This is a genomic window from Roseovarius sp. AK1035, from assembly GCF_003288315.1.
Lineage (GTDB): Bacteria > Pseudomonadota > Alphaproteobacteria > Rhodobacterales > Rhodobacteraceae > Roseovarius > Roseovarius mucosus_A.
On record NZ_CP030099.1, the window covers coordinates 3,230,969 to 3,249,977 of the forward strand.

Annotated in this window: 16 protein-coding genes and 1 tRNA gene; 5 read left to right on the forward strand and 12 right to left on the reverse strand. The window is 62.2% G+C overall.

Annotated features, from left to right (window positions below; all coding sequences use genetic code 11):
* The first annotated feature begins 12 nt into the window (after nucleotides 1-12).
* The 3 genes from RAK1035_RS15435 (at nucleotide 13) to RAK1035_RS15445 (ending at nucleotide 2,188) form a co-directional block, all read left to right on the forward strand.
* A complete protein-coding gene (locus RAK1035_RS15435; protein WP_008281054.1) occupies nucleotides 13-891 on the forward strand; it encodes a MerR family transcriptional regulator in 879 nt (292 codons plus the stop codon).
* A 67-nt stretch (nucleotides 892-958) separates the two neighbouring features.
* Nucleotides 959-1,035 (forward strand) — tRNA-Pro (locus RAK1035_RS15440).
* 79 nt (nucleotides 1,036-1,114) lie between these two features.
* The gene (locus RAK1035_RS15445; protein WP_008281055.1) at nucleotides 1,115-2,188 is read left to right on the forward strand and encodes a 2'-deoxycytidine 5'-triphosphate deaminase; all 1,074 of its coding nucleotides are present in this window, start codon (nucleotides 1,115-1,117) and stop codon (nucleotides 2,186-2,188) included.
* A 4-nt stretch (nucleotides 2,189-2,192) separates the two neighbouring features.
* Here the strand turns inward: RAK1035_RS15445 and RAK1035_RS20415 are convergent, their stop codons facing one another.
* Together RAK1035_RS20415 and RAK1035_RS15450 are read right to left on the reverse strand one after the other, a co-directional pair.
* Nucleotides 2,193-2,369 carry a hypothetical protein gene (locus RAK1035_RS20415; RefSeq protein ID WP_008281056.1) on the reverse strand — a complete coding sequence of 59 codons (177 nt, stop codon included), beginning with the start codon at nucleotides 2,367-2,369 and terminating at the stop codon, nucleotides 2,193-2,195.
* Between the two features lie 236 nt (nucleotides 2,370-2,605).
* The gene (locus RAK1035_RS15450) at nucleotides 2,606-2,893 is read right to left on the reverse strand and encodes an acyl carrier protein (protein WP_008281057.1); all 288 of its coding nucleotides are present in this window, start codon (nucleotides 2,891-2,893) and stop codon (nucleotides 2,606-2,608) included.
* Nucleotides 2,894-2,963: 70 nt separating this feature from the next.
* Between RAK1035_RS15450 and RAK1035_RS15455 the strand changes: the two genes are divergently transcribed.
* Nucleotides 2,964-3,743: a class I SAM-dependent methyltransferase gene (locus RAK1035_RS15455; protein ID WP_008281059.1), complete on the forward strand. Its 780-nt coding sequence runs from the start codon at nucleotides 2,964-2,966 to the stop codon at nucleotides 3,741-3,743.
* Here the strand turns inward: RAK1035_RS15455 and RAK1035_RS15460 are convergent.
* The 3 genes from RAK1035_RS15460 to RAK1035_RS15470 are packed head-to-tail and all read right to left on the reverse strand — an operon-like array spanning nucleotide 3,738 to nucleotide 9,131.
* Entirely contained in the window at nucleotides 3,738-5,234 is a 1,497-nt protein-coding gene (locus RAK1035_RS15460; RefSeq protein ID WP_008281060.1) for an AMP-binding protein, read from the reverse strand. The two genes, RAK1035_RS15455 and RAK1035_RS15460, sit on opposite strands and share 6 nt — an antisense overlap.
* Nucleotides 5,235-5,238: 4 nt before the next feature.
* Nucleotides 5,239-7,026 carry a polyketide synthase gene (locus RAK1035_RS15465; RefSeq protein WP_008281061.1) on the reverse strand — a complete coding sequence of 596 codons (1,788 nt, stop codon included), beginning with the start codon at nucleotides 7,024-7,026 and terminating at the stop codon, nucleotides 5,239-5,241.
* 50 nt (nucleotides 7,027-7,076) lie between these two features.
* Nucleotides 7,077-9,131: an AMP-binding protein gene (locus RAK1035_RS15470; protein ID WP_008281062.1), complete on the reverse strand. Its 2,055-nt coding sequence runs from the start codon at nucleotides 9,129-9,131 to the stop codon at nucleotides 7,077-7,079.
* Between the two features lie 104 nt (nucleotides 9,132-9,235).
* Between RAK1035_RS15470 and RAK1035_RS15475 the strand changes: the two genes are divergently transcribed.
* A complete protein-coding gene (locus RAK1035_RS15475; RefSeq protein ID WP_008281063.1) occupies nucleotides 9,236-10,252 on the forward strand; it encodes a hypothetical protein in 1,017 nt (338 codons plus the stop codon).
* 37 nt (nucleotides 10,253-10,289) lie between these two features.
* On the opposite strand, the gene RAK1035_RS15480 is transcribed toward RAK1035_RS15475, so the two are convergent.
* From RAK1035_RS15480 to RAK1035_RS15510, 7 genes are all read right to left on the reverse strand, one after another.
* Nucleotides 10,290-12,656, reverse strand: coding sequence for a class I SAM-dependent methyltransferase (locus tag RAK1035_RS15480; protein ID WP_050775752.1), 2,367 nt, complete (start codon nucleotides 12,654-12,656; stop codon nucleotides 10,290-10,292).
* Nucleotides 12,657-13,059: 403 nt separating this feature from the next.
* The gene (gene scpB / locus RAK1035_RS15485) at nucleotides 13,060-13,716 is read right to left on the reverse strand and encodes an SMC-Scp complex subunit ScpB (RefSeq protein WP_008281065.1); all 657 of its coding nucleotides are present in this window, start codon (nucleotides 13,714-13,716) and stop codon (nucleotides 13,060-13,062) included.
* A 4-nt stretch (nucleotides 13,717-13,720) separates the two neighbouring features.
* Nucleotides 13,721-14,509, reverse strand: coding sequence for a segregation and condensation protein A (locus RAK1035_RS15490; protein WP_008281066.1), 789 nt, complete (start codon nucleotides 14,507-14,509; stop codon nucleotides 13,721-13,723).
* A complete protein-coding gene (nagZ, locus tag RAK1035_RS15495; protein WP_112303100.1) occupies nucleotides 14,502-15,530 on the reverse strand; it encodes a beta-N-acetylhexosaminidase in 1,029 nt (342 codons plus the stop codon). The genes RAK1035_RS15490 and nagZ overlap by 8 nt, the downstream gene beginning before the upstream one ends.
* Nucleotides 15,506-16,435, reverse strand: a complete 930-nt coding sequence (locus tag RAK1035_RS15500) for an SPOR domain-containing protein (RefSeq protein ID WP_008281069.1) — start codon at nucleotides 16,433-16,435, stop codon at nucleotides 15,506-15,508. The genes nagZ and RAK1035_RS15500 overlap by 25 nt, the downstream gene beginning before the upstream one ends.
* A 72-nt stretch (nucleotides 16,436-16,507) precedes the next feature.
* A complete protein-coding gene (gene argS / locus RAK1035_RS15505) occupies nucleotides 16,508-18,253 on the reverse strand; it encodes an arginine--tRNA ligase (RefSeq protein ID WP_008281070.1) in 1,746 nt (581 codons plus the stop codon).
* 51 nt (nucleotides 18,254-18,304) lie between these two features.
* Complete coding sequence (locus tag RAK1035_RS15510) at nucleotides 18,305-18,949, reverse strand: hypothetical protein (RefSeq protein ID WP_157132404.1); 645 nt, start codon at nucleotides 18,947-18,949, stop codon at nucleotides 18,305-18,307.
* Nucleotides 18,950-19,009: the final 60 nt, after the last annotated feature.

A 19,009-nucleotide genomic window follows, 5' to 3' on the forward strand; every position in this document is an offset into this window, starting at 1 on the left:
ATATCGCCGCCCATGGGCAAAGCCGCCGACGCCTTTCGAACCATCAGCGAAGTCGCGGATTGGCTTGAAGTCCCGGCGCATGTTCTGCGCTTTTGGGAGAGCAAGTTCACGCAGATCAAGCCGGTCAAACGCGCAGGTGGGCGCCGTTACTATCGCCCCGCGGATATGGCCTTGCTTGGGGGCATCAAGGTTCTGCTGCACGATCAAGGCATGACCATCAAGGGCGCGCAGAAATTCCTGCGCGAGAATGGCATCCAACAAGTATCCGATATGTCGCCGCCCTTGGATGAAGAGGCCCAAGGCGCGCTCAGCGGCATTGCGCTTGATGTGCCCTCTGTTCCCGCCCGCCCCGCCGATGTGCTGGCCTTTACCCGCCCCGACGGGGCCGATGACCCCGCCGCTGACCCAGAGGACACGGCTGAGGTCGCAGTAGAGCCTGAGGCACTGGATGACGGCGCATATGAGGCAGACGCAGAGGCCCCGCTTTCGCCGCAGACCAAGGCACCGGCGCCCAAAGAAGACTTGGACGCGCCTGCCTTACCGCCAATAGCAGACCAGACGCCTCACGAGGCACCACCCGCCGCGCCAGAACTGTCCGACACAGCCCCCTCTTTTCACACAGCGCCGGAACCCGAGGGCGACACCGCAGCGGGCGCAGAGGATGAGATCCCGTCCTTGGAACCGGACGCGCCCCCTGCGCAAACCGCGCCGCATCCACGCGCGCCTTCTGATCTGCCCGCCGATCCGTCTGATGATGTGGCTGCCGCTCCGGGTTTGCTCACGGCCCTCAGCGCCCTGCCCCGTCCCGTATCGCCGCAATTGGCCGCACGTCTGGCCCCGCTGGTCGCGGCCCTCCGGACCCACGCAGCCTCTGGCACAAAAGACCGCTAAATCCCTGCCCGATTTCGGGATTTACCTCTTGCCCCTGCGGTCAAAATCGCTATGAACGGCCCATCGTCGGGCTATAGCGCAGCCTGGTAGCGCGTCCGTCTGGGGGACGGAAGGTCGCAGGTTCAAGTCCTGCTAGCCCGACCATAATTACCGACGATCCTGCCCGCCTCGGCCCCTCGGGCACCCTGACCAAATCGCGGGGCGCAACGAGAGGGGGGCAGAGATGACCGGGGTTCTTTCCAGCCAGCAAATCCGCGCCATGATCGAAACGGGCACCCTGTTGGGCACGCCCGCGATCTTGCCCGAACAGGTCCAGCCCGCCAGCCTCGATCTGCGCTTGGGTCAGGTGGCCTACCGCGTGCGCGCCTCTTTTCTGACCGGGGCCGGGCGCACGGTCACGGACCGTCTCGCAGAGTTCGAGATGCACCGCATCGACCTCAAGGCCGGGGCCGTGCTGGAAAAAGGCTGCGTCTATGTTGTGCCACTGATGGAATCGCTTGCCCTGCCCATGGGCGTGCAGGCTGTGGCCAACGCCAAATCTTCGACCGGGCGACTCGATCTGCTGACGCGCTTGATCACGGATGGTGGTGTGGAATTTGACCGCGTGACGCCCGGCTATGCTGGCCCTCTCTATGCCGAGATTTGCCCACGCTCCTTTTCGGTTCTGGTCCGCCCCGGCATGCGCCTCAATCAAATCCGCTTTCGCGCCGGTCAGGCGGTGCTTTCGGATGATGCCCTGCGCGCGCTCCACGCACAAACGCCGCTGGTGGATGGCACCGCGATGATCGACGACGGGCTTGGCTTTTCCGTCGATCTGCGTCCTGTCTCGGGCACGCTGGTGGGCTACCGCGCCAAGCCGCATACCGGCGTGATCGACCTTGACCGCATCGGCCGCTACGATCCCGCCGCCTATTGGGAAGAGGTGCATTCCGAGAACGGCCAGATCATCCTTGATCCCGGCGCGTTCTATATCCTTGTCAGCCGAGAAGCCGTGCATATCCCGCCCGAATGCGCCGCCGAAATGGCCCCTTACGTGGCCATGGTGGGCGAATTCCGGGTGCATTACGCAGGCTTTTTTGATCCAGGCTTTGGCCATGCCGCCGCTGGCGGCACCGGATCACGCGGCGTGCTTGAGGTCCGCTGCCACGAGGCCCCCTTTGTTCTGGAACATGGCCAGATCGTCGGGCGGCTGGTCTATGAACGCATGGATCAGGTGCCCGACCATTTGTATGGCGCGGGCATTGCCTCGAACTACCAAGGCCAAGGATTGAAACTGTCCAAGCATTTCAAGGCGTAACGCCTCAGAAGCGCCCCATCTTGCGACCGATTTTCATCGCCTGCCGCCCCCGCTGCACGGTCTTGCGGGCCGCCGCGTCATCGCCGCCGCTCATGCGTTTGCTTACCGCATTCATGCCACTGCGCGTCACCCGTTGCAGGATCATCCGCACCACCATGTTGATCATCTGATTGGCGTTCATCGCGCCACTCCTCTTGCTGCCTCTGGCATCAACATAATGCCTAAACGTGCCGATTTGAGGGCAAGTCAGAATTAATCCGCAACTTTCGTATCATTTTTGCCCAATTATCCCCCCGCCAGAGGCTCCGATAACGCCCGAGCACCTGATGTCCGGATGACAGGCAATCGCAGCGGCGGCAGAATCAAGGACTGCTGCCATTCACAGGGCCCGCCCCACTGCACCATCATCACGACTCTTCAGGCTGCGACGGACCGCTCGTCCAAGCGCTTGGCCAGATGTTGGGAAAAGGCGGTGACGCTTGGGTGGTCGAACACTTGATCGGGGTTCACTTCGATCTCGAACTCTTCTTCCATCATGCCGCACATGATGGTGATCTCGACCGAATCCAAACCGTAAGTGTCAAACCGATCATCCACCGGAAACGGGTCTTGCGCCACGTCGATCACAGAGCTGATGTAACTTGCCATCCAAGTTTCGATGCTCTTTGCGTCGGCACGTGCCGGATGCTGCGTTTCAGAGGGCATGATCGACCTTTCAGAGCTGGAATGCGATTGTGTATTGCCTGCACAGCAGTATTCAACAAAAACTAATGCTATGCAATCACACCCAGCAGATCAAGACGCGAACGAAAGCCTCCGGTTGTCAGAGCAAGCCTATGACACCGCCATTTTCCATCCACGGTTCCGGCAGTTCTATGGTGAGAGCGACCTCTACAACTTTGGATTTTGGCATGACGCAGATGGGCAGCGGATCGACCATCCCGGCGAAGCGGCCCGCGAATTGGTCCGCCGCCACATCGCACAAGATCCCAACCGCGCGCGGGCACGCCGCGTGCTTGATGTGGGGTGCGGGCTGGGGGCCTGCACGGCGCAGATCGCATCGGCCTATCCGCAGGCAGACGTGATCGGGATCAATTATTCCAGCGCGCAGATTGACCATGCAAGCCGCCTTTACGCAGGCCCGCGCATCTCCTTCCAACGGATGCGCGCCGAAAGCATCGCCTTTCAGGATGAAACCTTCGACTGCATTCATGCTATCGAGACCGCCATGCATTTCCGCACGCGCCAGCAATTCCTTGAAGAGGCGCGTCGGCTCTTGCGTCCCGGTGGGCGGTTGATCCTTACCGATGTCCTTGTTGAAAAGCCAACGAGCTTTGTGCCCCACGAGAATGTTCTTCCCACGGTCAGGGCCTACCGCTCGGCGCTCGAGGCCGCAGGTCTGATGCCCGTGACAGTCGAGGATATTCACGCAGACACCACCCTACCCTTTGTCAGGATGCTGAAACGCAACGCGATGGCCGCCTATGCGCGCGGGCTTGAGCGGTCCATCAAAGGATACGTGATTGCCGTCGCCGAAAAACCGGATGAGTTATAAGGTGCCGTGCTCGCAGGCCTTGCGAAGAAGATCGCGCCGAAGCTTGCCCATGGTGTTTCGGGGCAAGGTCGACACCACATAAACACGCTTGGGGATTTTGGTTGCGGGCAATTTGCCGATCAATTCCGCGCGGATGGCGGCAGGTGTCAGGGTTGTGCCCGCCGCCGAGACAACCGCGGCCATGACAGCCTGGCCTGCGTGCGGATGCGGAACGCCAAACACGCAGACATCAACGACCCCGTTGATCGCGACAAGCGCAGCCTCGACTTCGGAGGGCTGGATGTTCAGGCCTGCGTAGATGATGAGGTCATCGGCACGCCCCGTGATATGCAGAAAGCCGTCCGTGTCGACCCATCCGACATCTCCGGTACGAAAAAAGTCGTCAGGCGCGGTTTTACGCGCCGTTTCCGCCCAGTCATCGAGATAGCTGGGCAGTGCGAGAGGGCCGCGGGCCTCTACCTCTCCGATCTCTTGCGGAGGCGCGGTTTCGTGCGTCACAAGGGACCTAATGCGCAGGCTCCACCCCGGAAGAGGCAGACCGACCGATCCGGCCCGGTTTCGTGCGGGGCTGTTGGCAGTCATAATCAGCGTCTCTGTCATCCCGTAACGTTCGAGCAACGGCAGCCCCAGCCTGTCTTCGACCTGTTCCCGGACCTCTGGAAGGATCGGAGCCGAGCCGCAGATAGCGAGCCTCAGCTGTCGGGCCGCGCCCGCCGTGAACTGCGGATGCTGAAGCAACTGCCCATAGTAAAAGGGCACGCCCATAAAGCAGGTGACCCGAGGCAACCACGCGACAGCATCGCCCGGATCAAAGCGGGGCCGCCAAACCACGGTGCCACCTGCAAGCAGGATCGGCATGGGGGCAACGATCAGGCCGTGAGCATGCGTCGTTGGCAAGACATGCAGCAGGCGATCGGACGCGTCGATGTCCCAGATGATCCTCAGCGCATCCGTGTTGGCGAACAAGGCACCGTGACTGTGGATCACGGCCTTGGGCCTTCCGGTGCTGCCAGAGGTAAACAGGATGATGGCACCAGCCTCGTCATCCACGGAAAATCTGTCCGGGTCGGTATGGTCCGTCGCGTGGAGGGGATCGTGCGGCCTTGCAGGATCAGCGTCAAGACATCGGGGCACCGCCGCAGGTCCGCTCTCCGTCCGCGCGCGCCATCCGTCCTCGCGCTCCCCGATCAGCAGAACAGGCCCGGTTCGGGAAATCTGGTCCGCCACAACCTCTGCGGGGCTATCCGGGTTCAGCGGTAGAACTACAAGCCCCGCCCGCAGAGCCCCCAGAAGCACGACGATCTGCGCCAGCGATTTCTGCATGGCAAGGCAAATCCGGTCACCGGGTTCAAGACCTTGGGCAAGCAACGCCGAGGCCGCGCGTCCCGTCGCCGCGTCCAATTCACCATAGGTAAGCGTGACCACCCCGTCGTGAAAAGCAATGGCATCCGCGTTGGCCCAGCCTGCCTTAAGTCGCTGATAAAAGGTCAATGTCTCATCCCCTAGGTGCTCGGGCCGGTCGTACTGCGTCGAACCAGTGCCGCTGTCGGTCAAAAGGATAGCCCGGCAGGTCCGTCCCATCCGCGGCTGACGGGCTGATCGCATCCAGGCAAAGCGTGGCGCCGGCAAGGTGCAGGGCAAGGACCGCGTCTTCCATCGTCTCGGGACGGGTGCCCGGATCGGGCACCGCCGCCTGCGACAAGCCAAGAGCGTAGCGGGGCCAGACCTGCTGCAACACCCGATGCAGATCAGCCCTGTCTGAGGGGATATTGAGCGCAATCTCTGCCGCCGGTGCGACGGGCCCCGGAGAGGGCGACGCGAGACTGCGCGTGAGGGCCTCCTGCGCCTCCTCCTGCGATGCCGCGACAAATCCGGATCGGTAGCTCAGTCCGACCCATCGGCGCCGCGTCGCCAAGGCGATCTTTCCCAGATCGGCCCCCGGCGCGCGGAGCGTCTCCAGCAGTTGGCTTGTGCGCGTTCTCAGACTGTCGGGCGATGCGGCGGACAGCAGGAAAAGATGACGACCACCAGCAGGCAACGCCTGATGGTGTGATATGTCGGCATTGGACACAAGGATATGCGCATTCAGACCGCTCATGCCAAAGGAACTGACCCCCATCACCCGGCGGGGACCGGGCCAGACCCTCTGATCCCGCACAATCTCGAATGGCGCCTCGTCCCAGTTGATCCGTGGCGACGGCGTCGCAAAGCAGGGCTGCCTTGGCATGAATCCGTCGCGGACCATCAAGATGGCCTTGATCAGACCGGCCACCCCAGCCGCAGCCTCTAGATGGCCGAGCGTCGCCTTCACCGATCCCACGACAATCTTTGTGTCAATCCGATCACCAAAGACGTCTGCCAATGCCGATATCTCAATCGTGTCACCCAATACGGTGGCAGATCCATGTGCCTCGATGGCCCCGATATCGGTGGGCGTTAGTCCGGCTGCCTCCACCGCTTGCAGAATGACGCGCGCCTGCGCCCGGCGCGAGGGCGCGCTCAGCCCGTTGCTGCGGCCATCCTGTCCCATCGCCCAGCCGGGCAAGACGGCATGGATGCGGTCGCCAGCCGCCAACGCGCATGACAGCCGTTTCAGAACCAGCACGCCACAGCCCTCACTGCGGACAAAGCCTGATGCGGTCGCGTCGAAACTGCGGGTTTCACCCTTGGCCGACAGCACACTCATCCCGGAAAGTGCCCGAAAGGGCTCAACCGTCAAAAGAGCATTCACGCCCCCTGCAAGCGCAACATCACAATGACCAAGGCGCAGATTGTCCCCCGCCAACGCGACGGCGGCGGCCCCCGAGGAACAGGCAGTATCGATGGTCAGGCTTGGCCCTGTCAGACCCAAGCAATAGCTGATACGCCCCGAAATCGCAGCATTCTGCGCGCCATTCGCACAATGGGGGTTTCCAGCACCGGATATGCCCGCTTGGGCCATCCGGAGCGCATAGTCAGACGACCCAGCCCCCATGAAGACGCCGATGGGCGCATCCTCAAGGCAAGCCGGCGAAAACCCGGCATCCTCAAGCGCGTGCCAGCTCGTTTCCAGAGCAAGCCGTTGCTGCGGGTCGATCAGCGGGGCTTCGTTCGCCGAGATCCGAAACGGACGCCGGTCGAAGAACGCGATATCATCCAGAGTACCGGCCCGCGTGACGGGAAAACCTTCGCGCAGGGACAGGTCTTCGGACAGTCCCCACAAGGCCCATCGGTCGGGCGGAATGTCGCGAATGCCTGTCTGCCCCGAGCGGAGCAGCCGGTTCAGCTCTGCGGGTCCGTCCACTCCGGGGAACCTGCAGGCAAGACCAATAACAGCGATCGGTTCGTCCGGCCTCATGACGAACCTTGCGCGAGCGCAAGCGCCAAGCCAGACGGGGTGGGAATTTCGAAAAGCAGTTCGGGCTGAATGTCGCGCCCAACTGCCTGTTCCAAATCCACCACCATTTCCGTGATCATCAACGAATCCATGCCTTGGTCCGCCCAGGGCAGATGGGGATCAACGTCTTGCGGCGCGCAATTGACCGCTGCGGCAACCCAATCGGTCAGAAAACGCAGATATGCGCCCGGCCCCGCGCTCTTCTGCGCGATAGCCCCGGCAAGGGTCCGGGTCGCCTCGATCTGTGCGCCGCGCGCTCTGAGCGGTCCCGGCTCCCAATCAAGCACCAGCAGCCCGCACTCCGTCTCCAGCCTTGCGTGCGTGTCGCGGCGCCGGAGCTTGCCACTTGAAGTCCACATCAATGTTCCGGGCCGCGCCAGACGCACGCGCGCCACATCAACCCCCGACCCTGCCATGAGGTCACGCCAGATCCGTTCGGCTACACCGGTGCCGCCATCCGCCCCAAGCCGGCCCTGCGCGATCTCAACAATCAGATCGACATTTCCTGCGTCCCGCTGATAGGCCGCGATCCGGCCGGGCCGGATGGCTGGATCTGCGCCGGTGATCAAAAGTTCCAGGTCAGCCGCGTGCAGGGTCCGGCCCCGCCAGAGCACGATGTCCTTGATGCGCCCCGTCACATACAATTCATCGTTCCAAAGAAATCCTAAATCCCCGCTGCGCAGATATGGTCCGTCGCCAGTCGCGGTGAACTGCCCGAATGTCGAAACGCTTTCCTCGGGTCGGTCATGATACCCAGAGCCTACGCTTTCCCCTGCAATCCAGATTTCGCCGATGCGGTCAGAGCGGCAGGGAACGCCAGTTTCCGGCTCGACAATCCGGACCCCGCCGGTCGTGCGAACCGGGCCGGAAGAAACAAGACAGCGCCCCGTTCCCGCCAACAGTGGCACAACCCTGCCCGCTTCCAGAGCCTCCGGATCGAACCAGTGGGTCGTGGCCCCGCCGCCACGTGCAGCACCCGAAACCAGAAGCGTCGCCTCGGCCAGTCCATAACACGGCAGAAAGCACTGAGGATCAAAGCCCACAGGCTTGAACACGTCGGCAAAGCGGGCAAGGGTTTCGGGCTGGACAGGTTCCGCCCCGTTCAACGCGACACGCCAGCTTGAGAGATCAAGAGATTTTAGGCGGTCAGCAGGAATGCCGCGCACGCAGAGGTCAAAGGCGAAATTCGGTGCAACCGAAACCGTGCCGCGCCATTTGCTGATTGTATCAAGCCAGAGATAGGGACGCCGTATGAAGCTTTCGGGCGCGAGAACATAAGTCGGATCGCCACGCCAGAGATTGAAGAGCAGCCCGCCCATAAGCCCCATATCATGTTCGGGCGGCAGCCATGTGACCACGCGCTCCTCGCTCTCACTTCGCAGACAGAGGTCTATCGCACACATCTGGGCATGGAGCGCGCCTTGCGTCACCACTACCCCCCGCGGATGTCCTGTCGAGCCGGATGTATACTGAATGATGGCCACATCCTCGGGCACAATCCTGCTAGGAATAAACGATGCGGCACGGTCGACGGTGTCGAGCGCAATGATCGGCGGCAAGGCCGCGATGCCGATCCCGTCCTCAGCAAGTGTTTTGGCGATGGCAGGCGACGTCAGCAGAACCGCACAGTCAGCCTCTGCCAAAATAGCGCCCGCCCGCGTTCTTTTCGTCTCATTGGTCGGCACCGCGACCGGCACCGCAGCACAGCCCGCAAAGAAGGCCCCGAACAGGGCGATCACAAAACCCGGTCCATGCTCAAAGATCAACGCCACGCGCGCGCCATGGCTACAGCCTGCTGCGGTCAAGACCCCCGCGACATGTGACGCACGTTTCACCAGATCCTCGAAACTCAGCACATCCGGTGGTCCGGCCGGGTTGTGAAAGAAATAGCACGCCGCATCTGGCCGTGCCGCTGCATGCGCCAGCACCCTGCCCGGCACAGTTTGGCTTGCCAGTGCCGCTGCGGCACCTTCAGCACGCGCCACGCAGTGTTCGAAAAGCGATTGCGTCATGTCGCAACCTCAGGTCTGATCAAGGGCGGGGGTATCGTCAGCGCCTCGGTCATGGTTTGGCCGCCGCGCAAGGTGTGTTCCAACATCGCTGCAAGGGGACCTAAATGCCAACCCGCCGTCTCTTGATCATCGGCTTCTCCAACGTGGCCACAAGATCCGGCTTCTCCGATCCCACCATCGACCGGCTTCGTGCCGAGACACCAGACGTTACCGTGCTTCGGGTCGGGCTGGGCGCCCAACAGCCGCATGTGATCCCACCCTACCTGCGCCTTGCCGCCGCAAAGCTCGGGCCATTCAGCCACGTTCTGTTCGAGGTAAACGCGTCGGCCTTTGCCCTGCATCCCCTGACGACCCCGGCGCGCGGGCGCGAACTGCTTCTCGACATGGCACTTGTGGCTCAGGATATCGGGGCCGACCCGGCCTTTTTTCTTCACCACCGCCGTTGGACATCTCCGGTTCATCACGATTTCAACGCGCAAACCCGCGAATTCTGCAAGGAGTTTCGCATCCCATTTTTGGACATGGCCGAAGAATGGCTTGCCGAGGTTGGGGCCGATGTCGTGGCGGGCCTCCTGCGCGATGATGTCCACACGACCTACGAAGGTGGTGAGGTCATGGCAGACCGCGTCACCCCGTTCCTGAAACGCTGCCTCGATCAGGCTGCTTGGTTCCACGCCGTTTCCTTGCCCAAACCGATCTGGCGCCGCGGTCTCCTCGACACCGATGCAATTCTGCACGACCACCCGATGGAGCGTCATGACTGCATGGATTTGCCCCTCCACTACATGCGTCTCGAAAACACGGGCGCAGTCCTGCGATTTGGGCAAGAGTATCATGCCCAGGCTCTCGTCCACCTGTTCCACCGAGCTGGCGGGCACATCAACCTGCGCCTCGACCCATCGGGCCATAGTCTGCAAGTCTCCACCGTCGATCCTTTCAGCTACGCACCCAGAATCGGAACCGTCGCCTTCGATTTCTACCGCGGCCTCCACCTGCGTGAGATAACGATATCCCCCACCGTGGAAGCCCCCGAAATCAAACTGCTCAAGGGCGAACCAGAGCGGCCCTTGCGCAGCTACATCGGCCCGCTTCTCACGCTCGAGCCTGCGACCCCGTCCTGACGCCCCCCCCATGGCTATTACCCGATGGTCGCCCGGCCTACCTCTCACGGTGCAAGATCCAAGACTGCCGCAAATCCTCGATATCAAACCCATGATCCTGCGCGAATGCCGTGATGCTGTGTTGCACGACAAATGCACCTGTCTGGTCCTGCCACAGCCAGTTATCGCCGCACAACACGGCGTCGGGAAAGAGGTCATGCGCCACATCAAGCTCGTCGCGGTTCTTGAAGCCGTCAAGGTAGATCAGCTCAATAGGGATGTCGCGCCGCCGCAAGTCGTGCAACGCCTCTAGAGATGCACAGCCCACCGGAACAAAGCGATCCTTGAACAAGCGTAGAGCGTTCAGGGCAACGGCGAAATTGCCGTACTTTCGCAGTAGGCGGGCGATGCGCGTGACCTCAGCGTCGGACAGATGATTGGCATGGGGCGCCATCCCTTCGACAAAGCTGGCCCAATCTCCATCCCACGGGTCTATCCCAATGACCGTCAGATCAGGCTTTGCCTTGAGCCAATGCAGCAAAGACCCCCCAAGGAAACACCCCACCTCGGCCATCAATCGGATGTCCCGGTTCAGGATCTGTCGCAAGATGATCTCGCGACCGCCATCACCGTCCGCGTCGCGCGCAAGGTGAAACGGTGCGTGTTCATCCCATGGAAACTCCGGCCAGGGATTATCCCTCTGCAAGGCGTCGAGGCCCAGGATGACGCGCGATCCCGTTGGGGCGTTCGCGGCAAGATCGGCCTCTTGCGTCTTGGGCTTTGCGCCCTGCGGCCCACTCGCTGCATTTGGGGCAACCGACCGCCCCACATCAGACGGCGGTGCCGCGTCCACCTGCGTGGTCAGCATCTCTGCCGGAGGTCTAGCACCCTTGCGATAGTGAAAGATGCTGTGACCCGACACGCCTTGCCAAGCAACCGTCGGAATGACGGCGCGGCGCAGATCGTCGCGCGCGAACAAATCGACAGGCACGATCAGATGCTGTCCCGGCCCCCATACTTTGGTCAGAAGCGCCTGTAGATCCACCGCCCCGAAAATACGCATATGGTCTTCTTGACCAAAGCGCGTCAGTCGATCGACCGGGCGAAGATCTGGCGACAGATCCTCTAGCGTGTGTTCGCCGCGGACTGGAACCGACAGGAAATGCAACCCGCCGGGTGCAAGAATGCGGTCAAGGTCCTGCAGCACGCCATCAACTGAGCAAGGCAGATGTTCCAGAACATGACTATGCACGATCAGGTCATAACTTGCATCCGGGATGCCGGCCAGATCGACGCACAGATCAAGCTTTCGAACCGTGAGAAACTTGCTCTTGTAGCGCTCCGCATCAAGATCCGCACCATGATAGGCATCCCCTGAAAGCTCGACAAATTTTCGGGCCAGTCCCAACTCCGGCGCAAGATGAAGGATGCGTTTGCCTTTCTCGAAAGCGCCCAGTCGATCAAGCACCATCCACATAAGCCGGTTGCGCTCCACCCCCCGACAGGATGAACACCGCGCATGGGAGCGACCGTTGAAATCCTCGAACTCGGTCCCGTGACAGATCGGGCAACAAAGATCCTCGTCAACCGTCCGGATCGTGGGGGCACCCTGAACGGATTTCACCTCGGCCACAGGTTTGTCCGCACCAGAGAGCGACGACACCGGGCGCCGTTTGCCCGCCGATGCAATCTTGCGCAGGATGAATGTGGCGTTGGTGTTGAGAGGTTCGACAGGACCGCCGCGGCGCGTGATGGTCAGCCTGCCCCCAAGCGAGCGGATCATGTCCGCAAGATCGGCCCCGTAATCCGTATAGACCAAGCATTTCGTCCCGTCGCCAGCGTTGTGGTAGCGCTCCGGCTTCAGGTGCACCTCCGCCCCCTCCTCTACCCGAACCCTCGGTTCGGTCCGGTCAGGAAAGGGATAGTCATTCGGAATGGTAAAGACGTGAATCCCGCCGGGCCGAAGAACGCGCAGGGTTTCGGCAAATGCGCTTTCGACATCGGGAAGATGCTCCATCACATCGCTCGTGATGATGAGATCAAAGCTGTCCTCGTCAAAGGTCAGCTTGGTCAGGTCCTCGTTACGCACGCCATCAGGTGCTAGTGCCCCGATCGCAAGGTCGGGCCGAAAATAGGATCTTGTATAGTGCGGCAGCGTATTAAAACGCGCAACGAAAGGTCCCCGCAAGGCTGGCTCATAGACGGCGACATTGGACAGAAAGCCTCGTGCCACCAATTCGTCAATCGACAAAGCCTGCCCGCGTCCGAATTCATCAAGGATAACGGCCGCCTGGTCACGCCAGCGCATCGTGAACCGACAATTTGGGCAGGGATAGGACTCGCGCAAAGAGCGGTGATCGCCACGTCGAAATACGCCCACATGGCCGCAAATCGTGCACAGACCCTGAAATTCATTCTCCGGCACGAATATATTTCTCCTTTTAGACTGGGTAGATGGCCGAAAAACCCAACCGGACGCCTGCACGCAGCTCGATAGTTGAGACCGGCACTTGCCTTGTCAATTGTATTCATCCGGAAAGCGCCGTCTTTTGGGCTGAGGATTTTTGCCCCGGATCTGACACCCTCTCCGGCCATCGGTATAGACTCAAAGTCGAGATCTTACATCTCACCGATAAAGGCCACCATCAGCACTGGACAGATGCCGCGCAGGGTCGGATTGCAAAAGAAGAATGTAGCCGCCGCAGGCCTGTAACCAAGACGGCCCGCACGCTTAGGGTACTCTGGCAAGAGGCTGGCGATCCCTCTTATCCATGGCCGGCGCCCTTCAATCGCCGCCGCAATCGCCCCGACGGCACGGATCTGCCGCGTCAGTCCTCGAAGAGCTCGTTTTGTCCCGGTGCACTCTCGTCCTCGTCCTCTTCGCTGCCCATCTGCGGCATGGTCCCCGGCGGCGGGCGATTGTCCAACAGGCCCGCAGCCCGCAACTCCTTGAGCCCCGGCAGGTCCCGCGCGCTCTCTAGTCCGAAATGATCCAGAAACTCTTGCGTCACCACAAAGGTCACAGGCCGCCCGGGCGTCATCTTGCGCCGCCCGAACCGGATCCACTCCATCTCCAGCAATTGATCTACCGTGCCCCGGCTGACCGCCACGCCGCGAATCTCCTCGATTTCGGCACGCGTCACCGGCTGGTGATAGGCGATGATCGCCAATGTCTCGATCGCAGCCCGGCTCAGCTTGCGGGTCTCAACCGTCTCGCGGCTCATCAAATAGCCAAGGTCCGGCGCGGTGCGGATGGCCCAGGCATCACCCACCTTGACCACACGCACGCCGCGCCCCTCATAGCGTTTGCGCAGATGCACCAGCGCTTCGGCAGGATCGCTGCCATGCGGCATCCGCTCGACCATGTCGCGGGTGGTCAGCGGCTCGGTGCTCGCAAATAGCATCGCCTCAATCATCCGCTCCTGCTCGCCAATGGGGGGCGCTTGAAACAGGCTTTGTTCTTTTTCTTCAGGTGCTTCCGACATACTCTTAATCCTTGCGCCGCAGCTCGATAGCGGCGAAAATCTCCGCTTGCCGCACCTCTGCCCGCCCTTCCTTGACCAGTTCCAGCGCCGCCGCAAAGGTCGAGGCCGTGGCCGATCGCCGCCGCCCCGGATCGGTGGTGAACCCCTCCGGCAAATAGCTCAGGATATCGGTCCAGGTTCCTGCATAGCCGATCAAACCCCGCATCCGCTCCAACGCCTGCTCCATGGTAAAGATCGCATCGCGATCCATCACAAAGGGGCGGAATTCATCGCGCGTCCTGATCCGGGCATAGCCCTGCATGAGGTCAAGCAGCGTCGCCGTATAGGTCACACGCCGCAGGCGCGCCACGTCCTCTGGCACCCCGCGTGCAAAGAAATCGCGCCCCAGCCGGTCTCGTCCCATCAGACGCGCCGCGCAATCGCGCATCGCCTGCAAGCGCTCCAACTGAAACGCCAGATGCGCCGCCAGCTCCTCGCCCGAGGGTCCGTCTTCGCTCGGGTCTGGCGGCAACAGCAGCCGCGATTTGAGAAAGGCAAGCCACGCCGCCATCACCAGATAATCCGCCGCCAGTTCCAGCCGCAGCGCCTTGGCGCGTTCCACAAAGGCCAGATATTGCCGCGCAAGCTCCAGCACCGAAATCTTGCGCAGGTCCACCTTTTGCGTCCGGCTCAGCGTCAGCAAAAGGTCAAGCGGCCCCTCGAACCCATCGACATCGACAATCAGCGCCTCAGCGGCCAACCGCTCGGCGACATTGACCGGCCCCTCATCCCTGTCGAAATCGTCCTCACTCATGCGCACACCCGCCCGTCAGCGCATCAAGCTGTGCCGATAGGGCGGAAATGTCAATCTCTTGGGGGGTCTTGCGCCATGTCAACGCCCGGTCGGCACGGATTTGCGCAGGCTCGGTCATCTCGCCTGCGGCGTCGGCCACCGCCTGCCGTTCCGCCAGCGTCCCGTTGCAATGCAGGATCACATCGCACCCGGCCTGCAAGGCCGCCCGCGACAGATCCGGCAAGGTGCCCTGCAACGCTTTCATGGAAATGTCATCAGTCATAATCAGCCCGTCAAAACCGATTTCGTCCCGGATCACCTGCATCATCGGTGCGGATAGGGTCGCAGGCGCGGCATCAATCGCGCTATAGACCAGATGCGCCGTCATCCCCAAAGGCAGGTCGTTCAACGCTCTAAAAGGCGCAAAATCAGTATCTTGCAGGTCACTCTTCAGCGCCGTGACCACCGGAAGATCATGGTGGCTATCCGCCTCGGCGCGACCATGTCCGGGGATATGTTTGACCACAGGCAATACGCCCCCGTCTAGCAGCCCATTCGCCACCGCACGGCCCAGATGCGCCACCGTATGGGGATCAACGCCATAGCAGCGATTACGCAGAAACGGATGCGTCGCAGGCCCCGCCACATCCACCAACGGCGCGCAATTGCTGTCGATGCCAAGCGCGTGCAACTCTGCCGCAATCAGACGATAGCGCAGATACATCGCCTCAGCCGCGCGGCTGCCCGCCGCCTCTGCCTGATCCAACGGCGCAGGCCACTCGCGCCACAGCGGCGCGCGCAGGCGCTGCACGCGCCCTCCCTCCTGATCAATCGTGACCATCGCATCATGCCCTGCGGCCTCACGCATCTCTGCCACAAGGGCGCGCACCTGATCCGGGCTGTCGATGTTGCGCGCAAAGAGGATAAACCCAAAAGGGCGTGTGTCGCGAAACAGCGCCTTTTCCTCTGTCGTCAGCCGCAGACCCTCCGCATCGAGGATCGTCGCCCCAAACCGCGTCACCGCGTGACCACCGGGATGCACTCGGCGCGCTCCGCGACCAGTGCCGAACAGAACCGCCGCGCGTCCCCCAGATCGGCAAAGCCCATGGCCCGCAACCGGTAGAATGTGCGCCCGCCACTTTCCGCGCGTTGAATAACCCGTTGTTTTCCATCAAGGAAATCACCGAACCGCCCCGCTAGCCGGTCCCATTCCGCGCGCGCCACCTCGGCCGAGTCAAACGCGCCAAGCTGCGCCAACCGCGTGCCAAGTGGGATCGTTTCCGCATCCACCTCATCCGAGGGCGCAGATCGCGCCGCCGCCACCGCAAGGGCGACTGCTTCGGACACCGAGGTAAGCGATGCAGGGCGCGCACGCGGGCGCACGACCGCTTGCGCAACGGCAACGTCTTCCACGTCAGGGGTCTCGACCGCCTCCGGGCCCGTCACCTCTTCCTCCAGCGGGGTTATCGGCGCGGCCCCCGCCGCAATCTGATCCGCAAGCGCAAGGATTGAGGCGTTTTGAACCTCCTCCGGCACAGCTTGTGGCGCAGGCTCTGTGACTTCTGCACGCGGAGTGGCCTCTGCGACCTCCGACGTCGGGGTCAGCGGGGCCACATCCTCCAGCGACAATTCAAGCGGTGGAGGGGCCAGAACCAACCGATCTGCCGGGGCCGCTGCCGTGCCTTCGGCGGCCACGGCATTAACCGACAGCCCTTGATTGGCTGCAGCATCGCCACCGGGATCGGCGGGTGCCTCGCGCATTGGCCCTTCGGCCGCGCGCACCACCGGCACGCCTGACACATCGCGCAGGACCATCTTGGTGCCCCACACCCCAACGCCCGCGATCAGCGCAAGCGAGAGTGCCGCGCCGGTCAGATTGGTCAGCCTGACAATGAGCTTTGCGTGCTCAGGCCCCGGTTCGGGCCGTGCATAGTGCATATCTGCCATGTCGCCTCTTGCTCTCCGGCGATACATGGTCGCCGGGGATGTACTGTTCTGCCTCATCCCCGGCTTGGTGCGTTAACGCATCTCTTCCGCCGGAGTTACGCCCAGAATACCAAGGCCTGCGGAAATAACAACGGTTACAGCACGCGCAAGGGCGATTTTCGCCTGTGATGTGGCCACATCGCCCTCTTGGATGAAACGCAGCGACGCATCGTCATTGCCCCGGTTCCACAAGGCATGCAAATCAGACGCCAGATCATAGAGATAGAATGCCACGCGATGCGGCTCATTGCTGCGCCCGGCAATCTCGACCAAGCGTGGCCATTCCGCAATTTTGCGCGCCACCGCCAGCTCTGCCTCATGGGTCAACCCGCTGAGGTCCGCTTGCGCCAATGTCGCATCCTCCACCGCAATTCCGGCCTCTGCCGCCTTGCGCAGCACCGAATTCACCCGCGCATTGGCATATTGCACGTAGAACACCGGGTTATCCTTGGATTGCTCCAAAACCTTGTCGAAATCGAAATCCAAAGGCGCATCGTTCTTGCGCGTCAGCATCACAAAACGGGTCACATCCGCGCCCACCTGATCAACCACATCGCGCAGCGTCACAAAGGTGCCCGCGCGCTTCGACATCTTGAACGGCTCGCCATTCTTATACAGCTTCACCAGTTGGCACAGCTTGATATCCACCGGCACCCGGCCATTCGACAGCGCCGACACCGCCGCCTTCATCCGCTTGACATAGCCGCCATGATCCGCGCCAAAGACGTCGATCAAAAGGTCAAACCCCCGGCTGATTTTGTCATAATGATAGGCGATATCAGGCGCGAAATAGGTCCAGCCACCGTCCGACTTCATGATCGGGCGGTCCACATCATCGCCATGTTCGGTGGATTTGAACAGCGTCTGCTCGCGCGGCTCCCAATCCTCGGGCATTTTGCCCTTGGGCGGCTCCAGCACACCGCGATAGATCAAGCCCTTGCTGCGCAAATCCTCGATCGCCGCCTCGATCAACCCGGTGCCATAAAGCGACTTTTCCGAATAGAACACGTCCATCTCGACGCCAAGCGCCGCAAGATCCTCGCGGATCAGCGCCATCATCTTGTCCGTGGCGAAATCGCGGATCGGCTCTAGCCAAACCTCCTCGGGCTGCCCAACATAGGCATCGCCCACTTGCACCTTCAGCGCCTCGCCCACCTCGATCAGGTAATCACCCGGATAGGTGCCATCGGCAAAGGCCACCGCCTGCCCATGCGCCTCAAGATACCGCAGATAAACCGACCGGGCCAGCACATCGACCTGCGCACCGCCGTCGTTGATGTAATATTCGCGCGTGACCTCATAGCCCACATAATCCAACAGCCGCGCCAGAGCATCGCCAAACACCGCGCCCCGCGTATGGCCCACATGCAGTGGCCCCGTCGGATTGGCGCTGACATATTCCACATTCACCCGCTTGCCCGCCCCAAGGGTCGAGCGACCATAGCCCGTGCCCTCGGTCAGCGCCGCACGCGCCACCCGCTGCCACACCGCAGGGACCAGCCGCAGGTTAAGAAACCCCGGCCCCGCCACCTCGGCGCTCTCGACACGGCCATCCTCGGCCAGCCGTGCCGCCAAAGCATCGGCAATCTCGCGCGGCTTGAGGCCCGCAGGCTTGGCCAGCACCATCGCCGCATTGGTTGCCATATCGCCATGCGCCGCATCGCGCGGCGGCTCGACCGTCACACTGGTCATATCCAGCCCCGCGGGCAACTGGCCGCCTGCCTGCATTGCCGCCAGCGTTTCCAGCACGAGGTCGCGCATATCGGTAAAAAGGTTCATAAAAGCTATCCTTGCTGCCTTGGCTCGGGTTATCCAACGGCGCGCGGCGCGTCAATCACAAGCGGCGCAAACCGTCACGCAAGACGACTGCACCCCACCCTCACCCCCAGGTGCAAAGCCCAGAAATATAGCAGGCTCCAACACCACCGACAGCGCAGCCGTCGTGCCCCGTCGCGGCCCCTCGGCCCGCATCAAACGCAGCGTGTGCACCGGCTGCGCACCACCTGCCTCTTGCACCAGATAGCCGCCCAAATGATCCAGACCCAGACGGCACGCCCGTTCCGCCGCCCCTGCCCCCGCGCAGGGGACTGCGTTGACAATCAAGCTCCGGCCCTGCCCCGCCTGCAAACCGGGTCGCAGCGCGCGGCTCAACCCGGCAATGCCCATCGTCACCGCCCCCAAGCGCGCCGCCATGCGCAAAGGTTGCAAATGGATCAGCAAATCAATCGGTGTCTGCCCCCAAAGCGCCCCCAACCGCGCGCAGACCGACGGGCGTAGCACATCCAGCGCCAGCGTCTCGATGCGCCCCGGAACCAACCGCGCCAGTGCCTGACACCGCCGATCTTCCCGGTCAATCACGATCACCTGCGCCCCGGCCCGCGCCAACCCCTGCGCGAGCACAACACCCGCCGCACAGCCCGCCGCAGCGATCAGCACGGTCTTGCCCGCAACATGCTCCGCGAAACCCACCATCACCAAAGCGCCCCAAATACCACGAGATGGTTAGCATCGGGCCGCCCAGCACACAACGCAGGC

What these genes read in the sequence shown, in the direction of transcription:
- RAK1035_RS15490 (WP_008281066.1), bottom strand. Translation starts at nt 14,509, where the DNA reads ATGAGTGAGGACGATTTCGACAGGGATGAGGGGCCGGTCAATGTCGCC.
- scpB (WP_008281065.1), bottom strand. Translation starts at nt 13,716, where the DNA reads ATGTCGGAAGCACCTGAAGAAAAAGAACAAAGCCTGTTTCAAGCGCCC.
- RAK1035_RS20415 (WP_008281056.1), bottom strand. Translation starts at nt 2,369, where the DNA reads ATGAACGCCAATCAGATGATCAACATGGTGGTGCGGATGATCCTGCAA.
- RAK1035_RS15455 (WP_008281059.1), top strand. Translation starts at nt 2,964, where the DNA reads ATGCAATCACACCCAGCAGATCAAGACGCGAACGAAAGCCTCCGGTTG.
- RAK1035_RS15450 (WP_008281057.1), bottom strand. Translation starts at nt 2,893, where the DNA reads ATGCCCTCTGAAACGCAGCATCCGGCACGTGCCGACGCAAAGAGCATC.
- RAK1035_RS15435 (WP_008281054.1), top strand. Translation starts at nt 13, where the DNA reads ATGGGCAAAGCCGCCGACGCCTTTCGAACCATCAGCGAAGTCGCGGAT.
- RAK1035_RS15445 (WP_008281055.1), top strand. Translation starts at nt 1,115, where the DNA reads ATGACCGGGGTTCTTTCCAGCCAGCAAATCCGCGCCATGATCGAAACG.
- RAK1035_RS15470 (WP_008281062.1), bottom strand. Translation starts at nt 9,131, where the DNA reads ATGACGCAATCGCTTTTCGAACACTGCGTGGCGCGTGCTGAAGGTGCC.
- RAK1035_RS15475 (WP_008281063.1), top strand. Translation starts at nt 9,236, where the DNA reads ATGCCAACCCGCCGTCTCTTGATCATCGGCTTCTCCAACGTGGCCACA.
- argS (WP_008281070.1), bottom strand. Translation starts at nt 18,253, where the DNA reads ATGAACCTTTTTACCGATATGCGCGACCTCGTGCTGGAAACGCTGGCG.
- RAK1035_RS15500 (WP_008281069.1), bottom strand. Translation starts at nt 16,435, where the DNA reads ATGGCAGATATGCACTATGCACGGCCCGAACCGGGGCCTGAGCACGCA.